This is a genomic window from Microbacterium pumilum (assembly GCF_039530225.1).
Taxonomy (GTDB): domain Bacteria; phylum Actinomycetota; class Actinomycetes; order Actinomycetales; family Microbacteriaceae; genus Microbacterium; species Microbacterium pumilum.
The window spans coordinates 2,528,791-2,546,520 of record NZ_BAAAOH010000001.1 but is presented as its reverse complement, the minus strand read 5'-3'; the positions used below and the strand labels follow the sequence as shown (position 1 = coordinate 2,546,520).

18 protein-coding genes are annotated in these 17,730 nt (G+C 68.4%); 2 read left to right on the top strand and 16 right to left on the bottom strand.

Annotation, left to right across the window (positions count from 1 at the left end; all coding sequences use genetic code 11):
- Positions 1-18 precede the first annotated feature (18 nt).
- Positions 19-597, top strand: coding sequence for a DUF3043 domain-containing protein (locus ABD188_RS11240; protein WP_344061986.1), 579 nt, complete (start codon positions 19-21; stop codon positions 595-597).
- Here the strand turns inward: ABD188_RS11240 and ABD188_RS11235 are convergent.
- From ABD188_RS11235 to dnaE, 5 genes are all read right to left on the bottom strand, one after another.
- A complete protein-coding gene (locus ABD188_RS11235) occupies positions 572-1,642 on the bottom strand; it encodes a quinone-dependent dihydroorotate dehydrogenase (RefSeq protein ID WP_344061984.1) in 1,071 nt (356 codons plus the stop codon). The two genes, ABD188_RS11240 and ABD188_RS11235, sit on opposite strands and share 26 nt — an antisense overlap.
- Positions 1,643-1,681: 39 nt before the next feature.
- Entirely contained in the window at positions 1,682-2,200 is a 519-nt protein-coding gene (gene nrdR, locus ABD188_RS11230) for a transcriptional regulator NrdR (protein WP_344061981.1), read from the bottom strand.
- Positions 2,201-2,277: 77 nt separating this feature from the next.
- Positions 2,278-3,579, bottom strand: coding sequence for a histidinol dehydrogenase (hisD, locus tag ABD188_RS11225; protein ID WP_344061978.1), 1,302 nt, complete (start codon positions 3,577-3,579; stop codon positions 2,278-2,280).
- A gap of 59 nt (positions 3,580-3,638) precedes the next feature.
- On the bottom strand, positions 3,639-4,655 hold the full coding sequence (locus ABD188_RS11220; RefSeq protein WP_344061975.1) for a hypothetical protein: 1,017 nt from the start codon (positions 4,653-4,655) through the stop codon (positions 3,639-3,641).
- Positions 4,656-4,728: 73 nt separating this feature from the next.
- A complete protein-coding gene (gene dnaE / locus ABD188_RS11215) occupies positions 4,729-8,199 on the bottom strand; it encodes a DNA polymerase III subunit alpha (RefSeq protein ID WP_425561372.1) in 3,471 nt (1,156 codons plus the stop codon).
- A gap of 245 nt (positions 8,200-8,444) precedes the next feature.
- On the opposite strand from dnaE, the gene ABD188_RS11210 reads away from it, so the two are divergent.
- On the top strand, positions 8,445-8,918 hold the full coding sequence (locus ABD188_RS11210) for an NUDIX hydrolase (protein WP_344061969.1): 474 nt from the start codon (positions 8,445-8,447) through the stop codon (positions 8,916-8,918).
- 18 nt (positions 8,919-8,936) lie between these two features.
- Here ABD188_RS11210 and ABD188_RS11205 read toward each other — a convergent pair whose 3' ends face one another.
- The 11 genes from ABD188_RS11205 to ABD188_RS11155 all read right to left on the bottom strand — a co-directional run bounded on the left by ABD188_RS11205 (position 8,937) and on the right by ABD188_RS11155 (position 17,685).
- Positions 8,937-9,506: a GNAT family N-acetyltransferase gene (locus ABD188_RS11205; protein ID WP_344061965.1), complete on the bottom strand. Its 570-nt coding sequence runs from the start codon at positions 9,504-9,506 to the stop codon at positions 8,937-8,939.
- Positions 9,507-9,538: 32 nt separating this feature from the next.
- A complete protein-coding gene (locus ABD188_RS11200) occupies positions 9,539-10,459 on the bottom strand; it encodes an RluA family pseudouridine synthase (RefSeq protein ID WP_344061963.1) in 921 nt (306 codons plus the stop codon).
- A gap of 1 nt (position 10,460) precedes the next feature.
- Positions 10,461-11,114 (bottom strand): signal peptidase II, encoded by a 654-nt coding sequence (lspA, locus tag ABD188_RS11195; RefSeq protein ID WP_344061960.1) that lies wholly within the window; start codon positions 11,112-11,114, stop codon positions 10,461-10,463.
- Positions 11,115-11,122: 8 nt separating this feature from the next.
- Positions 11,123-11,710, bottom strand: a complete 588-nt coding sequence (locus ABD188_RS11190) for a DivIVA domain-containing protein (protein ID WP_344061957.1) — start codon at positions 11,708-11,710, stop codon at positions 11,123-11,125.
- A 138-nt stretch (positions 11,711-11,848) separates the two neighbouring features.
- Entirely contained in the window at positions 11,849-12,148 is a 300-nt protein-coding gene (locus ABD188_RS11185) for a YggT family protein (protein WP_344061954.1), read from the bottom strand.
- Positions 12,149-12,157: 9 nt separating this feature from the next.
- Positions 12,158-12,619 carry a cell division protein SepF gene (locus ABD188_RS11180; RefSeq protein ID WP_344067035.1) on the bottom strand — a complete coding sequence of 154 codons (462 nt, stop codon included), beginning with the start codon at positions 12,617-12,619 and terminating at the stop codon, positions 12,158-12,160.
- 32 nt (positions 12,620-12,651) lie between these two features.
- On the bottom strand, positions 12,652-13,359 hold the full coding sequence (locus tag ABD188_RS11175; protein WP_344061951.1) for a YggS family pyridoxal phosphate-dependent enzyme: 708 nt from the start codon (positions 13,357-13,359) through the stop codon (positions 12,652-12,654).
- A 35-nt stretch (positions 13,360-13,394) separates the two neighbouring features.
- A complete protein-coding gene (gene ftsZ / locus ABD188_RS11170) occupies positions 13,395-14,540 on the bottom strand; it encodes a cell division protein FtsZ (protein WP_344061948.1) in 1,146 nt (381 codons plus the stop codon).
- A 169-nt stretch (positions 14,541-14,709) separates the two neighbouring features.
- Positions 14,710-15,813 (bottom strand): FtsQ-type POTRA domain-containing protein, encoded by a 1,104-nt coding sequence (locus tag ABD188_RS11165; RefSeq protein ID WP_344061945.1) that lies wholly within the window; start codon positions 15,811-15,813, stop codon positions 14,710-14,712.
- A gap of 6 nt (positions 15,814-15,819) precedes the next feature.
- Positions 15,820-17,232 carry a UDP-N-acetylmuramate--L-alanine ligase gene (gene murC, locus ABD188_RS11160; protein WP_344061942.1) on the bottom strand — a complete coding sequence of 471 codons (1,413 nt, stop codon included), beginning with the start codon at positions 17,230-17,232 and terminating at the stop codon, positions 15,820-15,822.
- Between the two features lie 66 nt (positions 17,233-17,298).
- Complete coding sequence (locus ABD188_RS11155; RefSeq protein ID WP_344061939.1) at positions 17,299-17,685, bottom strand: hypothetical protein; 387 nt, start codon at positions 17,683-17,685, stop codon at positions 17,299-17,301.
- Between the last annotated feature and the right edge of the window lie 45 nt (positions 17,686-17,730).

The following is a 17,730-nucleotide window of genomic DNA, read 5'->3' as shown; positions in this document are numbered from 1 at the left end:
CATCTGCGAGGATCTCCCGTGGCAAAGACACCCGCCGCCCCGGCACCCAAGGACGTTCCGCCCGACGTGTCGGTCGACACGGCCGCTGGAAAGGGTCGCGCGACCCCCTCGCGCGCCGAGCAGGAGGCCGCGCGCAAGCGACCGCTGGTTCCAGACACGAAGGAAGCCAAGGCCCGAGCGCGGGCTGAACTGGCCGCCAAGCGCGACAAGGCGCGAGTCGGAATGGCCGCCGGCGACCCGAAGTACCTTCCGGCCCGTGATCAGGGGCCGCAGCGCAAGTTCGTCCGCGACTACGTGGACGGCGGCTGGCACCTCGCCGAGGCGGTCATGCCCGCGATGGTCGTCGTCATCCTCGCGACCTTCGTGCCGTTGCCTGCGATCCAGTTCTACTCGTTCGTCGGCCTGTGGATCTTCATCCTCTTCGTCATCGGCGACATGATCATCACGTCGATACGCGTGAAGCGCGCCGCGAGAGACAAGTTCGGCGTCGGAAAGGTCGAGAAGGGCCTCGGCTGGTACGGCGCGATGCGCATCGTGCAGATGCGGTTCCTGCGCCTGCCCAAGCCGCAGGTCAAGCGCGGAAACCGCCCCGTCTGACCTCGCCCGTCGACGTGTATGAGCGACCCTTCGCCAGTCCCCGGTTGATCTGACGCGCCCACAGCGGACCGCGGTACAGAAAAGCCGTGTAGCCCTGCACCAGGGTTGCCCCGGCATCCTGCCGCTCGAGCACATCCGCAGCGGTCTCGGCGCCCCCCGCCGAGATCACGCAGAAGTCCGACGGCACCTCGGCGCGCACCAGGCGCAGCACGGCCAGCGCCCTCGCCTTGAGCGGCGCCCCGGAGAGCCCGCCCTCCCCCGCCGCGGCCACGACGTCGGGGGCGGTGCTGAGCCGGTCACGCGAGATCGTCGTGTTCGTGGCGATCAAACCCGCCAGCCCGAGATCGACGGCGAGCCGCGCAATGGCCGTCACCTCGTCGTCGGGGAGGTCGGGCGCGATCTTGACCAGCAGCGGCGTCGATCCCGCAGCATCACGCACCGACTCGAGCAGCGGTCGCAGCGTCTCGACCGCCTGCAGGCCACGGAGCCCCGGCGTGTTGGGCGAGGACACGTTCACGACGAGGTAATCGGCCAGCGGGGCGAGCAGCGTCGCGCTCTGCACGTAATCGGCTGTCGCATCGGCGACATCCACGACCCGGCTCTTGCCGATGTTCACGCCGATGACGGCCCGCTTCGCGCGGCGGCGGATCTTCGTCAGCCGTTCCGCAGCAGCCGCGGCCCCCTTGTTGTTGAAACCCATGCGGTTCACGACGGCGCGGTCGGGAATGAGCCGGAACAGCCGGGGCCGGGGGTTGCCGGGCTGCGGGATCGCGGTCAGTGTGCCCACCTCGACATGGCCGAAACCCAGTGCATACAGGCCGGGCACCGCGCGGACGTCTTTGTCGAAACCTGCGGCGACACCGAACGGCGAGTCGAACCGGAGCCCCAGTGCCGAGGTCTCGAGCGCGGCGGCCGGCTTCGTCATGGCCCGGGCCGCCCACGAGAACGGCGGGACGCCCAGCACCCGGATGACGATCATCGCCGCGTGGTGCGCGGTCTCAGGATCCATCCGCGACAGGACGGTGCGGAAGAGGAGCGGATACATTCCGTCCAGGGTATCCGGTGCCCGGCGGCGTGTCGGGCGTCAGTCCTCACCTGGCCCGGCGCCGGCGTCGCGAGGGGACGCATTCGCGGCGGCCGCGACCGCCTCGGGCCGTTGGTGGTCGACGCGCAGCTGCGAGATCGCGGATTCGAAGTCCTCGAGCGAGTCGAACGCCTGGTAGACGCTGGCGAAGCGCAGGTACGCCACCTCGTCGAGCTCGCGGAGAGGGCCGAGGATCGCGAGGCCGATCTCGTTCGTGTCGATCTGCGACGAGCCGGTCTGCCGAACCGCCTCTTCGACGCTCTGTGCGAGCACCGCGAGATCGCCTTCGGTCACGGGCCGACCCTGACAGGCCTTGCGGACGCCCGACATCACCTTCTCGCGGCTGAACGGCTCGATCACTCCCGACCGCTTGATGACGTTGAGGCTGGCCGTCTCGATCGTCGAGAACCGCCCGCCGCACTCGGGACACTGGCGCCGGCGACGGATGCTGAGACCGTCGTCGCTCGTACGCGAGTCGATCACGCGAGAGTCGGGATGACGACAGAACGGGCAGTGCATGGCAGAGACAGACTACGCCCGCGCGCGGTGTGCGGCACCGAGCCGGAGGTTTCGGGGCGGAGCCCCAGTGGGTTTCGCTACGCCTCGAACCGGGCCACGACCGCCTCGCCGTGGGCGGGGAGCTGCTCCGCCTCAGCGAGTGCCACGATGGCATCGCGCACCTCGGCGAGCGCCTGGTGGTCGTATTCGATGATCTGCTGCGGGCGCAGGAACGTCGCCGCCGACAGTCCTGCGCTGTAGCGCGCCTGACCACCCGTCGGCAGCACGTGGTTGCTGCCGGCGAGATAGTCGCCGAGACTCACCGGCGAGTCCGGGCCGACGAACACCGCCCCGGCGTGAACGAACTCGTCGGGGTGAGGGTCGGCGAGGTGCAGCTCGAGATGCTCCGGCGCGTAGGCGTTGCTGAAGGCCGTCGCTGCTGCCAGGTCGTCGACGAGCACGATCGCGGACTGCGGCCCCGACAGCGCCGCCGCGACACGGTCCGCATGCCGCGTCCGCGCCACCCGCGGAGCGATCTCCACCGCGACCGCCGCCGCCAGCGTCTCGGAGTCCGTGACGAGCACCGCGGATGCCTGCTCATCGTGCTCGGCCTGACTGATCAGATCCACCGCGATCAGCCGCGGGTCGCCGCTGTCGTCCGCGACCACGAGGATCTCGGTCGCGCCGGCTTCGGCATCCGTTCCCACGAGTCCGGCGACGACACGCTTGGCCGATGCCACGAAGTTGTTGCCCGGTCCGGTCACGACATCCACCGGTTCGAGTCCGAGTACGGCCACGCCGTGTGCGAATGCGCCGATCGCGCTGGCGCCGCCCATCGCATAGACCTCCTCGACGCCGAGCAGCCGCGCGGCCGCGAGGATCGCCGGGTGAACGCGCCCGCCGTGCTCGCGCTGCGGCGGTGACGCGAGGGCGACCTGGCCGACCCCCGCGACCTGCGCCGGGACGACGTTCATGACGACGCTCGACGGATACACCGCCTTGCCGCCCGGCACGTAGAGTCCGACCCGGCGAACGGGCTGCCATCGCTGGCGCACGCGGGCGCCGGGGCCGAGCTCGGTCACAGCGGAGGCTGGAACCTGGACGGCCGACGCGAGACGAACCCGATCGATCGCGGTCTCGAGCGCGGTGCGGACCGCGGGATCGATCGCCGCGAGCGCTTCGTCGAGGTGCGCGGCGGGCACCCGGATGTCGTGCCCCGTCACCCCGTCGAACCGCTCGGCCTGCGCACGAAGCGCTGCCTCGCCGTCGGCCGCCACATCCGCGACCAGCTGCGCGGCCGTGGCAAGAGCCCGTTCACGCTCGGCGGTCGCGCGCGGCACGGTGGCGAGAAGTTCCGCCGGTGACAGCGCACGACCGCGCAGATCTATCGTCCGAAGCATCCGTCTACGCTAGCGCGCCACTCGGAGCTCGCGTGCCGCCGATCGCCGGTAGGGCCGTGCTACCCCCGGGTGACGCCCGACGTGTCGTGCAGGTAGCCGATGCGGCCGTCCTCGTGGCGCACGACGAAGACGTTGCCGCGATCCTCGATCACCAGGGCCCACGCGGTGGGACCGATGCGGAAGATGGGGATGCCGCTCTCGTCGACGACGTCGCGCTCCTCGGGAGCGAGCGCCCAGAAGGCCTGCTGCTGTCGCGCGTACGGCTGCGCGGTCTCGATGGGCTCGAACGTATCGCGCGCATGGGAGGGGGCCCACAGCTCGCTCTGCGTGACGGCGGCGCCTTCTGCGACCGGCGCTGCATCGGCGACCGGAGCCGCATCGGTGCCCGGCGCCGCGTCCGCGCCCGGCGCCGCGTCCGCGACTTCTCCGGCGATCACGCCGGCGGGAGCGGCATCGGTCTCTTCGACGACCCGCGGTGCCGGTGCAGGACGCTTCGTGACCGCGCGCACCGGGCTGGCGTTGCGGTGCGCGGGCACCTCCGGTCGACCCTGGAAGTCCTGCTCGAACGGCGGGATGAAGGGCGCGGCGACCGTGAGCACGACACCCACGAGCATCAGGAAGAACTCGACCCACACGACCCAGCTGTACAGCCAGACTCCGCTGGCGATGGCTGTGCCGATGTTCGACCAGAGCCAGGTCAGCCAGACGACCGCAGAAACCGAGAAAGCGACCGAGGCGAACTGGTCGACCGCGAGCGAGCCCACGCGGCGGATGCCGTCGGGTGAGAACCGCCGCAGGACGACGAGGAATACCGCGACGCTCGGAACGCCGATCGTGAGGACCCACTCGATCCCGGTCGTCCATACGGACGCGCCGAGGCCGCTCAGGGTCGGGTAGCGCTGGTCATTGACGATTGAGAAGAACGAGACGACGAACGCCACGACCCATACGCCCACGAGCGACAGTTCGCGCACCGTGAAGGGACCGACGCCGTACTGCGGTGCCGGCGCGGTCTCGACCGGCTCAGCCTCCTCGAGCTCGACATCCTGGTCGCTCTGCTGGTCTGTCACGATCATCCCTTCCCTCCGCGCCTACGCGCCGTGTATAGCGTTTTGATACTACTCATCGGCATCTCGGATGCCGATGAGGTCACCCGAGGCACTGGGGGCCGAGCAGCCCCTTCAGTTCTCCGTACAGGTCCGCGGTGACGCGGACCGGATGCGGCACCTCGAACACCTTCGTCGTCGAACCCGCGTGCAGCTTGATGGTGACCTCGGTGTCTCCCTTGTGCCGGTTCAGGGTCTGCAGCAGCTCTTCGACGATCGACTGGTTCGCGCGCCGCTCGGGCATCACCAGCACGAGCGGGCCGGAGGCGTCCACATTGCCGAGATCTGGCACGAACGCAGACTGGGCGTGCAGGTTCATGCCGTCGTCGCGGCGGGAGACCCGCCCTCGCACGACGAGGATCGAGTCGGCCGCGAGCATCGGCGAGAACTCGGTGTAGGTCTTGCCCATGAACATCACCGTGACCTCACCGTCGAAGTCCTCGACTGTGATCATGCCGTAGGGGTTGCCGCTCGACTTCGCGACACGATGCTGCACGCTCGTCACGAGACCCGCGACAGTGACCTGGTCACCATCGTTGATGTCTTCGGACGCGAGCAGGTCGTGGATGCTGGTCGACGCATGCTTGGCGAGGGGGATCTCGAGGCCCGCCAGCGGATGGTCGGAGACGTAGAGGCCGAGCATCTCGCGCTCGAACGCGAGCTTGTCCTTTTTCGTCCACTCCGGCCGCGCCGGCACCTTGGCCGGCATGACCTCCTCCACCTCGTCGTAGAGGCTGTCGAAGTCGAAGCCGATCGCACCCGTGGCGGCCTTGCGCTTCGTCTCGACTGCGGCCTCAGTGGCGTCCTCGTGGATCTCCATCAGCGCGCGGCGGGTGGAACCCAGGGAGTCGAACGCCCCGGCCTTGATCAACGACTCGACGGTGCGCTTGTTCGCAACGTGGAGCGGCACCTTCGAGAGGAAGTGGTGGAAGCTGTCGAACCGATCTTCCGCGCGCGCGGCGACGATGCCGTCGACGACGTTGGCGCCCACGTTGCGCACCGCCCCCAGGCCGAAGCGGATGTCTTCGCCGACGGCGGCGAAGTATCGGATCGACTCCCCCACATCAGGGGGGAGCACCTTGATGCCCATGCGGCGGCATTCGTTGAGGTAGACGGCGAGCTTGTCCTTGGCGTCACCGACGCTCGTGAGCAGGCCGGCCATGTACTCCGCCGGATAGTGGGCCTTCAGGTACGCCGTCCAGTACGCGATGAGCCCGTACGCGGCCGAGTGCGCCTTGTTGAATGCGTAGTCCGAGAAGGGCACCAGGATGTCCCACAGCGTCTTGATGGCGGCATCCGAGAAGCCGTTCGCCTTCATGCCGCCCTGGAAGCCCTCGTACTGCTTGTCGAGTTCGGACTTCTTCTTCTTGCCCATCGCGCGTCGCATGATGTCGGCCTGGCCGAGTGTGAAGCCCGCCACGCGCTGCGCGATGGCCATCACCTGCTCCTGGTAGATGATCAGGCCGTAGCTGGTGTCGAGGATGTCGGCGAGCGGCTCTTCGAGCTCGGGATGGATGGGCGTGATCTCTTGCTGCCCCGTCTTTCGCAGCGCGTAGTTGATGTGGGAGTTGGCACCCATCGGGCCGGGGCGGTACAGGGCGATGACGGCCGAGATGTCTTCGAAGTTGTCGGGTCGCATGAGCCGCAGCAGCGACCGCATCGGTCCGCCGTCGAGCTGGAAGACGCCCAGGGTGTCGCCGCGGGCGAGCAGTTCGTAGGCCGCCGCATCGTCGAGCGCGAGATCCTCGAGCACGAGCGGCACACCGCGGTTGGCCTCGATGTTGTCGAGGGCGTCGTTGATGATCGTGAGGTTGCGAAGCCCCAGGAAGTCCATCTTGATGAGGCCGAGAGCCTCGCACGCCGGGTAGTCGAACTGCGTGACGATCTGGCCGTCCTGCTCCCGCTTCATGATCGGGATGATGTCGATGAGCGGCTCGCTCGACATGATCACTCCGGCGGCGTGGACGCCCCACTGGCGCTTCAGGTTCTCGATGCCCACGGCGGTGTCGAACACCGTCTTGGCATCCGGGTCCGTGTCGATGAGGGCCCGGAACTCGGACGCCTCTTTGAAGCGCGGGTGGTCCTTGTCGAACATGCCCTCCAGCGGCATGTCCTTTCCCATCACCGCAGGCGGCATCGCCTTCGTCAGCTTCTCGCCCATGCTGAACGGGAATCCGAGGACGCGGCCGGCATCCTTCAGCGCCTGCTTGGCCTTGATCGTGCCGTACGTGACGATCTGCGCGACCCGCTCGTCGCCGTACTTCTCGGTGACGTACTGGATCACCTCGCCGCGTCGGCGGTCGTCGAAGTCGACATCGAAGTCGGGCATCGACACGCGATCCGGGTTCAGGAAGCGCTCGAAGATGAGCCCGTGCTGCAGCGGATCGAGGTCGGTGATCCCCATCGCGTACGCCGCCATCGACCCGGCGCCCGAACCTCGGCCGGGGCCGACGCGGATGCCGTTGCGCTTGGCCCAGTTGATGAAGTCGGCGACGACGAGGAAGTAGCCGGGGAAGCCCATCTGCGTGATGACGGCGGTCTCGTACTCCGCCTGAGCACGAACCTCGGACGAGATGCCTGCGGGATAGCGATCCTGCAGCCCCAGTTCGACCTCTTTGATGAACCAGGACTCCTCGGTCTCGCCCTCGGGCACCGGGAACCGGGGCATGTAGTTCGCCGCCGTATTGAACTCGACCTCGCAGCGCTCGGCGATGAGGAGCGTGTTGTCGCACGACTCGGGGTGATCGCGGAAGATCTGACGCATCTCGGCGGGAGTCTTGACGTAATACCCGTCACCGTCGAATTTGAACCGCTTGGGGTCGTCGAGCGTCGATCCGGACTGCACGCAGAGCAGGGCGGCGTGGCTCGTGGCGTCGTGCTGGTGCGTGTAGTGCAGATCGTTCGTGCCGACGAGCGGGATGTCGAGATCCTTCGCGATGCTCAGAAGATCGGTCATCACCCGCCGCTCGATCGACAGTCCGTGATCCATGATCTCGGCGAAGTAGCTCTCCTTGCCGAAGATGTCCTGGAACTCGGCGGCGGCAGCGCGTGCCGCGTCGTACTGTCCGAGCCGCAGCCGCGTCTGGACCTCGCCGCTCGGGCAGCCGGTCGTTGCGATGAGGCCCTTGGCATAGGTCTGGAGCAGCTCGCGATCCATGCGCGGCTTGAAGTAGTAGCCCTCCATCGACGCCCTCGACGACAGTCGGAAGAGGTTGTGCATGCCCTCCGTCGTCTCGGACAGCAGCGTCATGTGGGTGTAGGCGCCCGAGCCCGAGACGTCGTCGTCGGACTGTTCGGGCGTTCCCCAGCGCACGCGTGCCTTGTCGGAGCGGTGGGTGCCCGGGGTCACGTAGGCCTCGATGCCGATGATCGGCTTGATGCCGGCATCCTTCGCCGTCTTGTAGAACTCGTAGGCCGCGAACGTGTTGCCGTGGTCGGTGACGGCGATCGCCGGCATCTCCTGCCGCACGGCCTCCTGGATGAGCGGCCCGACTCGCGCAGCCCCGTCGAGCATCGAGTACTCGCTGTGGACATGCAGGTGAACGAAGGAGTCGGATGCCACGCGACGAGTCTACGTACGAGATGCGACGCTCCTGCCGGGCGCGCGGGGGTCCTGTTCGTGTGTCGTGGATGTCGCTTAACGTTCGAGTTCAGGGTGAGAGATTCGTGGATGGTTGCGCGCTCCGCGCTCGTCCGTCGCGTTGCCGCGAGACGTGGGACGGGGTCGGCTGCGTCTGTGAGCCCCGCTAATGTGGCGGGATGCCGACCCCTGACTTCGTCCTCGATCTGCGCCGGCGCATCGGGCAGGATCCGCTGTCGCTCGTGGGCGTGACCGCGGTCGTCTTCCGCGGCGAGAAGGTGCTGGTCGGGCGTCGCGCCGACAACGGGCGGGTGCAGTGCGTCTCGGGCATCGTGGATCCGCAGGAGGAGCCGGCGGACGCCGCGGTGCGGGAGTGCCTGGAGGAGGCCGGCATCGTGGTGCGCGCCGAGCGCCTGGCGCTCGTACAGACTGTGCCGCGCGTGACCTACGCCAATGGAGACCAGGTGGACTACCTCGATCTGGTCTTCCGCTGCTCGTGGGTATCCGGTGAGCCGCACCCCGCCGACGGCGAACTGACCGAGGTCGGCTTCCGCAAGCTCGAAGAGCTCGGGGACCTCGACGCGGATCACGTTCGCCGCATCGCGCTCGCGATGGCGGAGGACGACCCAGCTCACTTCGAGGGTGGCCGCTGAGGCGACCACTCCGACGGTTCAGCCGAGATCGAGCCGCATGAGCACGCGCGGAAAGCCGTTCAGGACCGAGTCGGTGTCAGCCGCCTTGCGGAACCCGGCCTTCTGAAAAAGCCTGCGTGTGCCGACGTACGCCATCGTGAGATCGACCCTCTCGCCCTTGTTGTCGACCGGGTACCCCTCGATCGCCGGCGCACCGCTGTTGCGGGCGAAATCCACCGCGCCTCGGAGAAGCGCATGCGAGATGCCTTCGCCACGATGCCCCGGACGGACACGGATGCACCACACCGACCACACGTCGACATCATCCACGTGCGGAATCCTGCGGTTGGTCGCGAATGCCGTGTCGGCGCGAGGGTGGACCGCGGCCCACCCGACCACCTCGTCGCCGTCATACGCCAGCACACCCGGTGGACCCTGCTTCATCAGCGCGGCGACTTTACGGCCCCGCGCCTGCCCTGCGAGGGCGAGGTTCTCTTTCGACGGGATGCGGTAGCTGAGGCACCAGCACACATTCGAGTCGGGCTTCTTGGGCCCGACCATCTTCTTGACATCTTCGAACACGGATGCCGGACGCACCTCGATCGTCATTCGACCACTGTCCCACCGGCATCCGACACCGGCTACTCGGCGCGCAGCACCTCGAGTGCGTGCGCCAGGTCAGAGGGATACTCGGACGTGAAGGTCACCCAGTCCCTCGTGCTCGGATGCGCGAAAGACAGCTGGTGCGCATGGAGCCACTGGCGGGTGAGCCCGAGACGCGCCGCAAGGGTCGGGTCGGCGCCGTAGAGCGGGTCGCCGACGCAGGGATGCCGGTGCGCCGCCATGTGCACGCGTATCTGGTGCGTGCGCCCGGTCTCGAGGTGGATCTCGAGCAGCGAGGCGCCGTGGAACGCCTCGAGCGTCTCGTAGTGCGTAACGGAATCCTTGCCCTCGGGCGTCACGGCGAACTTCCACGAATGCGTGGGGTGCCGGCCGATCGGCGCGTCGATCGTTCCGGCAAGCGGGTCGGGATGCCCCTGCACCACGGCGTGGTAGATCTTCTCGACCTCGCGCTCCTTGAAAGCCCGCTTGAGGACGGTGTAGGCGCGCTCGGTCTTCGCGACCACCATCAGCCCCGACGTGCCGACGTCCAGCCGGTGGACCACGCCCTGCCGCTCGGCCGCGCCGGTCGTGGCGATGCGGTAGCCGCCGGCGGCCAGGGCGCCCAGCACGGTGGGCCCCTCCCATCCGACGGACGGGTGCGCGGCGACACCCGCGGGCTTGTCGACCACCACGATGTCGTCATCGTCGTAGACGATCGCGAGATCGGGCACCTCGACCGGGATCACGCGAGGCTCCTCTTTGGGTGCCCACGAGACGTCGAGCCACGCACCGGCATGGAGCTTGTCCGACTTCGAGAGCACGCGGCCGTCCATGCTCACCCCGCCGGCCTCGGCGACGTCGGCCGCGAACGTCCGCGAGAAGCCGAGCATCTTGGCCAGCGCGGCGTCCACACGGGTGCCGTCGAGACCGTCCGGAACGGGAAGGCTGCGCGACTCCACGTCAGTCCTTCGCCGTCGTGCCCGGCGGATCCTCCGCTGCCGTCGCAGAGCTCGACGCCGTCTCGGCGGGGTCAGCGGTCTCGGCGGTCTCGGAGCCGTCCGCCGGGGGCGTGTCGCCGTCCCCCGCCTCGGCGTTCGCCCGGTGGTCTCGCCGACCGTCCAGGCGAAGGCCGAACAGCACGAGGATCGCGACGCCGATCATCATGGTGACGATGAACATGTCGGCGACGTTGTAGATCGCCGGCATCATCCATGGCGTGTTGATGAAGTCGATCACGTGACCGACGGGGAACCCGGGTTCGCGCAGCGCGCGATCCGTCAGGTTTCCCAGCACGCCGCCGAGCAGCAGGCCCAGCGCCACCGCCCACAGTCGCGACCGGACACGTGTTGCGGCAAGCCACACGATGATCACGGCAACCGCCGTGAGCGCGATCGTGAAGACCCACGTGACGCCCTCGCCGAGCGAGAACGCCGCTCCGGGATTGCGGATGAGGTAGAAGATCAGGAAGTCGCCGATCACGTGAACCGGCTGTTCGGGCGGCAGGTTCGCGAGGGCGAGGTACTTCGTGAACTGATCAGCGGCCAGCACCACCAGCGCGAGAACCGCGATGATGGCGCCGGCCGCCGATGGACGAAGTGGCGGGCGGCCTGTCAAAGGCCGGCCTAGAGGCCGATGGCTGAGACCGGCGTCGATCCCGAGGTGGTCGTCATGGTCTCGAGGTCGCGAAGCTTGCCCTCCATGTAGCTGCGCAGCTGGGCGCGGTAGTCGCGTTCGAACTGACGCAGTTCGGAGATGCGGCCCTCGAGCCCGGTGCGCTCGCGCTCGAGCTTCGCGAGCTCCTCGCGACCGCGGGCCTCGGCGTCGCCGACGATCTGGGCGGCCTGGGCCTTCGCATCGGCGACGAGCTTGTCGCGCTGCGCGAGACCCTCGGCGACGTGCTCGTCGTGAAGGCGCTGGGCCAGCTCGATGATGCCGGCGCTCGCGGCGGGAGCAGCCAATGCGGATGTCTCGGGCGCCGCAGCCGGGGCCGGGGCAGCAGCTGCGACGGGCTCAGCCTCAGGTGCTTCGGGTGTCGCACCGGACTCGTACGTTGCGAGCTTCGCTTTCAGCTCGTCGTTCTCAGCAATCGCCTTGCGCCACTCCACGACGATCTCGTCGAGGAAGTCATCGACCTCATCCGGGTCGAAACCCTCCTTGAAGCGAACGTGCTGGAACTGCTTGGTGACGACGTCATCGGGGGTCAATGCCATGGTGGTTCCTCTTTCGAGCGCTCAGGTCGCTGGCCGATTCCGGGGCGACCGCGCCATCTCCGGCTGGTCGTATCAGGCAAGCATAGTCGGGCGATCCGGCGAGTGTGGAAGGGCAATCACCGAGTCGCGGGAGGATTCTCAGCCCGCGAGCGTGCGCGTGACCGCGAGCAGGATGAAACACAGCAGCATGGTCAGCGCGAATCCGAAATCGATCGCGACAGCGCCCACCCGCAGCGGCGGGATGAGACGCCGGAACAGCTTGATGGGTGGATCGGTCACGGTGTACACGGCCTCGGCTGCCACGAGGCCCGCGCCTTTGGGACGCCATTCCCGGTTGAAGAACGGGATCCAGTCCAGGATCAGCCGGGCGAACAGCACGAACACGAAAAGCAGCAGTGCGATGTTGACGATGGATGCGATGAGTTGAACGACTGCCACATAGACAGATTACGGCTGAGTGAAGGGCACCGCGTCCGCATCCGCCTGTGCAACCGCTCCCTCACCCGACACCGCGACGTTCTCGGGCGACAGCAGGAAGACCTTGCTGGTGACCCGCTCGATGCGTCCGTAGAGGCCCAGTGACAGTCCGCTCGCGAAGTCGATGAGGCGGCGCGCGTCGGCGTCGCTCATCTGCGAGAGGTTGATGATGACGGGGATGCCGTCACGGAAGTTCTCGGCGATCACCTGCGCGTCGCGGTACTGCTTCGGGTGCACGGTCAGGATCTCACTGATCGCGGACGGTGCGGGCTGACGGACCACGGTGGGCCGGTGCAGCGGGGTCACCGTCGCGGTCTTCTCGACGGCGGTCTCGGTCTTGCGACCGCGCGGCTGCGGCGCGGGCTCTTCGTAGACCTCTTCCTCGTCGGCGAGGCCCAGGTACACCATGGTCTTCTTGAGCGGGTTCGACATCGCATCCTCCGTTGTGCTCATCTGTTCCGAGGTTAACCGCGCAGGGGGCGCGGTCCCGTGATTGCCGAGCCGATCCGCAGGTGTGTCGCGCCTGCCGCGATCGCTTCGACGAAGTCCGCCGTCATACCGGCGGAGATCCAATCCGCGTGCGGGACGACCGCCCGGACCCGGTCTGCGTACGTGCTCAGCCGCTCGAAGGCCGCGGCGGGGTTCTCATCGAGCGGCGCGACCGCCATGACCCCGCGGACCCGGAGGGTGCGGCATCCTGCCGTGTGCGCGGCGAGTGACTCGACCGAATCGGGCGCGACACCACCGCGCGCGGGGTCGTCGGTGAGGTTCACCTGCAGCAGTACGTCGAGCACGGGGTCGTCCTCGGCCGCCGCGGCGTCGAGGGCGTCCGCGATGCGGACGCGGTCGACCGAATGGACGACGGATGCCGCCGCCCGGATCGCCCGTGCCTTGTTGGACTGCGCCTGCCCGATGAAGTGCCAGCGCAAGCCGGGCAGGTCGCCGACGAGCGTGACTTTGTCGCTGAACTCCTGCTGGCGGTTCTCACCGACATCGCGCACTCCGAGGTCATGGAGAGCCTGGACGACGGATGCCGGATGGAACTTCGTCACGACGATGCGCGTGATCGCGGCGGGGTCTCTGGCCGCGGCGCGCGCGGCATCCGCAATCCGGGCATCGACGTCCGCAAGGCGGGCGGCGAGCACCTCGACAGGCTCAGGGAGCGATGGCATGCGTGATGACCGCGGTCCCTGAGCCTGTCGACGATCTACTTCAGGAAGTCGGGGATGTCGAGATCATCGTCCCCGAATGCCGAGTCGTAGCTTCCGTCGGGCACGACGGCGCCGACCGGCACCGGCTCGTTCTCGCGTACAGCCTCGGCAGCGGCCGCGACGGCAGGCGTCGATGGCACGACCGGAGTCGAGATCACCCGCGATGCCGTGACGGGGTCGAGTCGCAGAGACGGCTCGCCGCCGTCGAAGCCCGCCGCGATCACCGTGACGCGCACCTCGTCGCCGAGCGTGTCGTCGATCACGGTGCCGAAGATGATGTTCGCCTCGGGGTGTGCTGCTTCCTTGACGAGCTGCGCCGCATCGTTGATCTCGAAGATTCCGAGGTTCGAACCGCCCTGGATCGACAGCAGCACGCCGTGCGCACCCTCGATGGACGCCTCGAGAAGCGGCGACTCGACGGCGAGCTCGGCGGCCTTGATGGCGCGATCCGCGCCGCGGGCCGAGCCGATGCCCATGAGTGCCGATCCGGCTCCCTGCATGACCGACTTGACGTCGGCGAAGTCGAGGTTGATGAGACCAGGGGTCGTGATGAGGTCGGTGATGCCCTGCACACCGGCGAGGAGCACCTGGTCTGCCGTGGCGAACGCCTCGATCATCGAGATGCCGCGATCGCTGATCTCGAGGAGCCGGTCGTTCGGCACCACGATGAGCGTGTCGACCTCTTCCTTCAGTTTCGCGACACCGGTCTCAGCCTGCTGCTGTCGACGACGTCCCTCGAATGAGAAGGGCTTGGTCACGACGCCGATGGTGAGAGCGCCGATCGACTTCGCGATCTTGGCGACGACGGGCGCTCCACCGGTTCCGGTGCCACCCCCTTCGCCGGCCGTGACGAAGACCATGTCGGCGCCGCGGAGCGCCTCTTCGATCTCTTCCGCGTGGTCGTCTGCCGCGCGCCGGCCCACTTCGGGGTCGGCTCCCGCGCCGAGGCCGCGGGTGAGCTCGCGGCCGACGTCGAGCTTGACGTCCGCATCGCTCATCAGCAGCGCCTGAGCGTCGGTGTTGATCGCGATGAACTCGACCCCGCGCAGTCCGAGGTCGATCATGCGATTGACGGCGTTGACGCCGCCGCCACCGACGCCGACGACCTTGATCACGGCGAGGTAGTTCTGGTTCTGGCTCATGCCGGCCTCCGTCTGTCCGAACCTGTGAAAAAACCTTCAACCTCTAGTAGAGGTATAAAGAATTGCCCGGTATGCAATTCCTGAATTGAAAGTAAGCGGACGCGGATGCTCAGGCCGGAGCATCGTGGGCGTGTCGCGACATCCCGCAGTCGAACTGGTGCGAGCGGGTTCAGCTGACGACGACGGCGCGGGGCGATGACACGTCGTACACGCTCACCGACTCCGGTGGACGCGCGGCCATCGTCGACTGGAGGACCACGGCCTTGAGCGCGGAATCCTCTGCGCTCCCCCACACGACCTGCGTATTGGTTCCGCCGAGCGTGAGCGTGACATCGTCGGGGGTGGATGCCGCGACCGCCGTCACCTGTGCGCGAATGGCCGCGGGCAGCGACCGCATCACCTGGCCCACCGCCTCGAAGGCCTTGGAGTCGGTGCCGCCGTCGACTGTCAGCAGGGGGCTGCCTGCGACCTGCTGCGGTGTGGTCGACAGGGCGACGCCGGCCGCATCGACGAGCGTGTAACCGGCCAGACTCTCGATCGAGCCGACCGGTGTGCGCTCGACGATCCGCACCACGAGTTCGTGCGGTGGCCGGGCCTCGAGCGAGTACGACTCGACGAGCGGGAAGGTCACCAGCGCCGCCTTGACGGCGCTCTCGTCGACGAGCGGCATGGGGGTGCCGAGCTGATCGGCGAGCGCCTGCTCGACGGCGTCCGCGTCGAGCTGCGACGCGCCCTCCACCGTGATCGTCTCCACCGCGAACAGCGGGCTGTAGGCCGCGCCGAGCGTCAGCAGGACGAGGACGACGATCGATGCCGCGACACCCAGCCACACCGCGCGGCGCCGGCGTTGGCGAACCGTGAAGCGGCGTACCTCCGCGCGCAGCGCCCGCCGGCGGGCTCGCGCCGCACGCCACACTTCGCGGATCCCGACGCGCGGGTCTGCGGCATCGGGCGTCTCGACGGCCGGGCCCTGCCCCGCCGCCGTGTCGAGCTCTGCGGGGCGTTCCGCCGAGCCGAGCGGGATGACCGGCGCCGCAGGGCGATCCTCGGCCGCGGCGGAGTCTGATCCCGTGGACGGCTGCTCATCGGCATCCGACGCCGACTCGGTGACCGACCCGGTCGCAACACCACCCCGCGCCGCTGCACCCTCGACGACCGTCGCCGCGCCGCCCGTGCCGAGCGGTCGCGCGGACGTCTCGACATCCGGCTCCGACGCCGAGTCGGCTGCCGGAGCGGCACGGCCGGTGGGCGGCAACGGGGATGGCCGACGCATGCGGGGCTACTCCCCCGGATCCGCCGGAGCGGTCCGTGCCAGGGAGTCGAGCACCTGAGGAATGATCCGGTACACGTCGCCGCAGCCGAGGGTGATGACGTAGTCACCGTCCCGGGCGACCGTCGCGGTGTAGTCGGCCGCCTGCTGCCAATCGGCGACGAAGTGGACATGCGACGGATCGGCGAACGCGCCCGACACGAGCTCGCCCGTCACACCCGGCACCGGGTCCTCACGGGCCCCGTACACGTCGAGCATCACGGTGTGGTCCGCATAGCGCTCGAGTACCTCGGCGAACTCGCGGTACATCTCCTGCGTCCGCGAGTAGGTGTGCGGCTGCTGTATCGCGATGATCCGCCCGTCGCCGATGACGGTGCGCGCCGCCTCGAGCGCGGCGGCGACTTCGGTCGGGTGGTGCGCGTAGTCGTCGAAGACGCTGACCCCCCGCTCTACACCGTGCAGCTCGAAGCGCCGGACCGTGCCCTCGAACCGTTCCACGGCCCGCACCGCCGGCTCGAGGCCGTGGCCGAGCGTCAGCAGCACGGCGACCGCGCCGGCGGCGTTGATCGCGTTGTGCGCTCCCGGGATGGGCAGGCGGCCGGCGACCGATGCGCCGTCGTACGTGACCGTGAACGAGACGGGGCCGTCGGTGAGGATGTCGGTGACCCGGACGTTCGCGGCATCCGACTCGCCGAACGTGATCACGTTCCGGTGGGTGAGGCGATCGGTCACGACTCGCGCACCGCGGTCGTCGGCTGAGATGACGACGGCCTCGCTCGCCCGGTTCGCGAACGTGGCGAACGCGTCGTGGAACGCGTCGTCTGTGCCGTAGTGGTCGAGGTGATCGGGGTCGACATTCGTGACGAGGGCGATGGACGTGTCGTACAGCAGGAACGTGCCGTCGGACTCATCGGCCTCGATGACGAAGAGGTCGTCCGACCCGGTTCCGCTCGAGATGCCGAGCTGCGAGATGACGCCGCCGTTGACGAACGTGGGGTCGGCGTCGAGCGTCTGCAGCGCCATCACGATCATGCCGGTCGAGGTGGTCTTGCCGTGAGCGCCGGCGACCGAGACGAGTCGGCGCCCGCCGATCAGCCAGTAGAGCGCCTGCGAGCGGTGGATCACGGGCATCCCGCGTTCTTTCGCGGTCGCGTACTCCGGGTTCTCGGGCCAGATCGCACCGGTGTGGATGACGGTGTCGGCGTCGCCGAGGTTCGCGGCGTCGTGGCCCACGTGCACGCGCGCGCCGAGGGCGGCGAGATCACGGAGCGCCTGGCTGTCGGAGCGGTCGGAGCCGGACACTCGGATGCCGCGCTCGAGGAACATGCGCGCGAGCCCCGACATGCCCGAACCGCCGATGCCGATGAAGTGCGCGGCCTCGATGTGCTCGGGAATGGGAAGGCTCAAGTCGGGTCTGATCATGACCCGTCAATCTTAGGTTGGGTCCGTGCAGCCCCGGTCAGGGCGCGCTGGGGTGGTCATCGCCGGTCAGTCGACGGGCTCCTCTTCGCAGCCGCCGAGGTCGAGCACCGAGACCGCTTCGGGGCAGATCTGCACCGAGATGCCGCCTCCGAAGCGGTCTTCGGTCATGTCGGCGTAAACCTCGACGGAGCCGTCGGGCATCGCCGTGTACACGGTCAGGATCGGGTCGCCTTCGGTCGTGGGCGACGTGACGGTGAGCGTCGCGCCGGCCTCGCCCGCCGCGGCCATGCAGTCCACCGCTTCATCGGGGATGCTCTCGCCCTGACCCAGCGTGTACTCGCCGCACGAGGGCGGAAGGTCGAGGGCCGCGGGCGTGCCGGTCGCACAGCCGGCGAGAGCGAGGAGCAGGAGCGCCGCCGCGGGCGCTCCCATTCGGCGAAGGGCGTTCGACATCGGGTCCTCCTCGTGTTCGCGGCGCTGCGGTCTCACTCCGTCAGT

Coding starts and splice junctions, on each gene's coding strand:
- ABD188_RS11210 (WP_344061969.1), top strand. CDS start 8,445: ATGCCGACCCCTGACTTCGTCCTCGATCTGCGCCGGCGCATCGGGCAG.
- ABD188_RS11165 (WP_344061945.1), bottom strand. CDS start 15,813: ATGCGTCGGCCATCCCCGTTGCCGCCCACCGGCCGTGCCGCTCCGGCA.
- ftsZ (WP_344061948.1), bottom strand. CDS start 14,540: ATGAGCCAGAACCAGAACTACCTCGCCGTGATCAAGGTCGTCGGCGTC.
- ABD188_RS11155 (WP_344061939.1), bottom strand. CDS start 17,685: ATGTCGAACGCCCTTCGCCGAATGGGAGCGCCCGCGGCGGCGCTCCTG.
- ABD188_RS11175 (WP_344061951.1), bottom strand. CDS start 13,359: ATGCCATCGCTCCCTGAGCCTGTCGAGGTGCTCGCCGCCCGCCTTGCG.
- dnaE (WP_425561372.1), bottom strand. CDS start 8,199: ATGCTCGACGGGGCTGCGCGAGTCGGGCCGCTCATCCAGGAGGCCGTG.
- ABD188_RS11220 (WP_344061975.1), bottom strand. CDS start 4,655: ATGATCGTGACAGACCAGCAGAGCGACCAGGATGTCGAGCTCGAGGAG.
- ABD188_RS11205 (WP_344061965.1), bottom strand. CDS start 9,506: ATGACGATCGAGGTGCGTCCGGCATCCGTGTTCGAAGATGTCAAGAAG.
- ABD188_RS11180 (WP_344067035.1), bottom strand. CDS start 12,619: ATGTCGAACCCGCTCAAGAAGACCATGGTGTACCTGGGCCTCGCCGAC.
- hisD (WP_344061978.1), bottom strand. CDS start 3,579: ATGCTTCGGACGATAGATCTGCGCGGTCGTGCGCTGTCACCGGCGGAA.
- nrdR (WP_344061981.1), bottom strand. CDS start 2,200: ATGCACTGCCCGTTCTGTCGTCATCCCGACTCTCGCGTGATCGACTCG.
- ABD188_RS11190 (WP_344061957.1), bottom strand. CDS start 11,710: ATGGCATTGACCCCCGATGACGTCGTCACCAAGCAGTTCCAGCACGTT.
- ABD188_RS11235 (WP_344061984.1), bottom strand. CDS start 1,642: ATGTATCCGCTCCTCTTCCGCACCGTCCTGTCGCGGATGGATCCTGAG.
- murC (WP_344061942.1), bottom strand. CDS start 17,232: ATGATCAGACCCGACTTGAGCCTTCCCATTCCCGAGCACATCGAGGCC.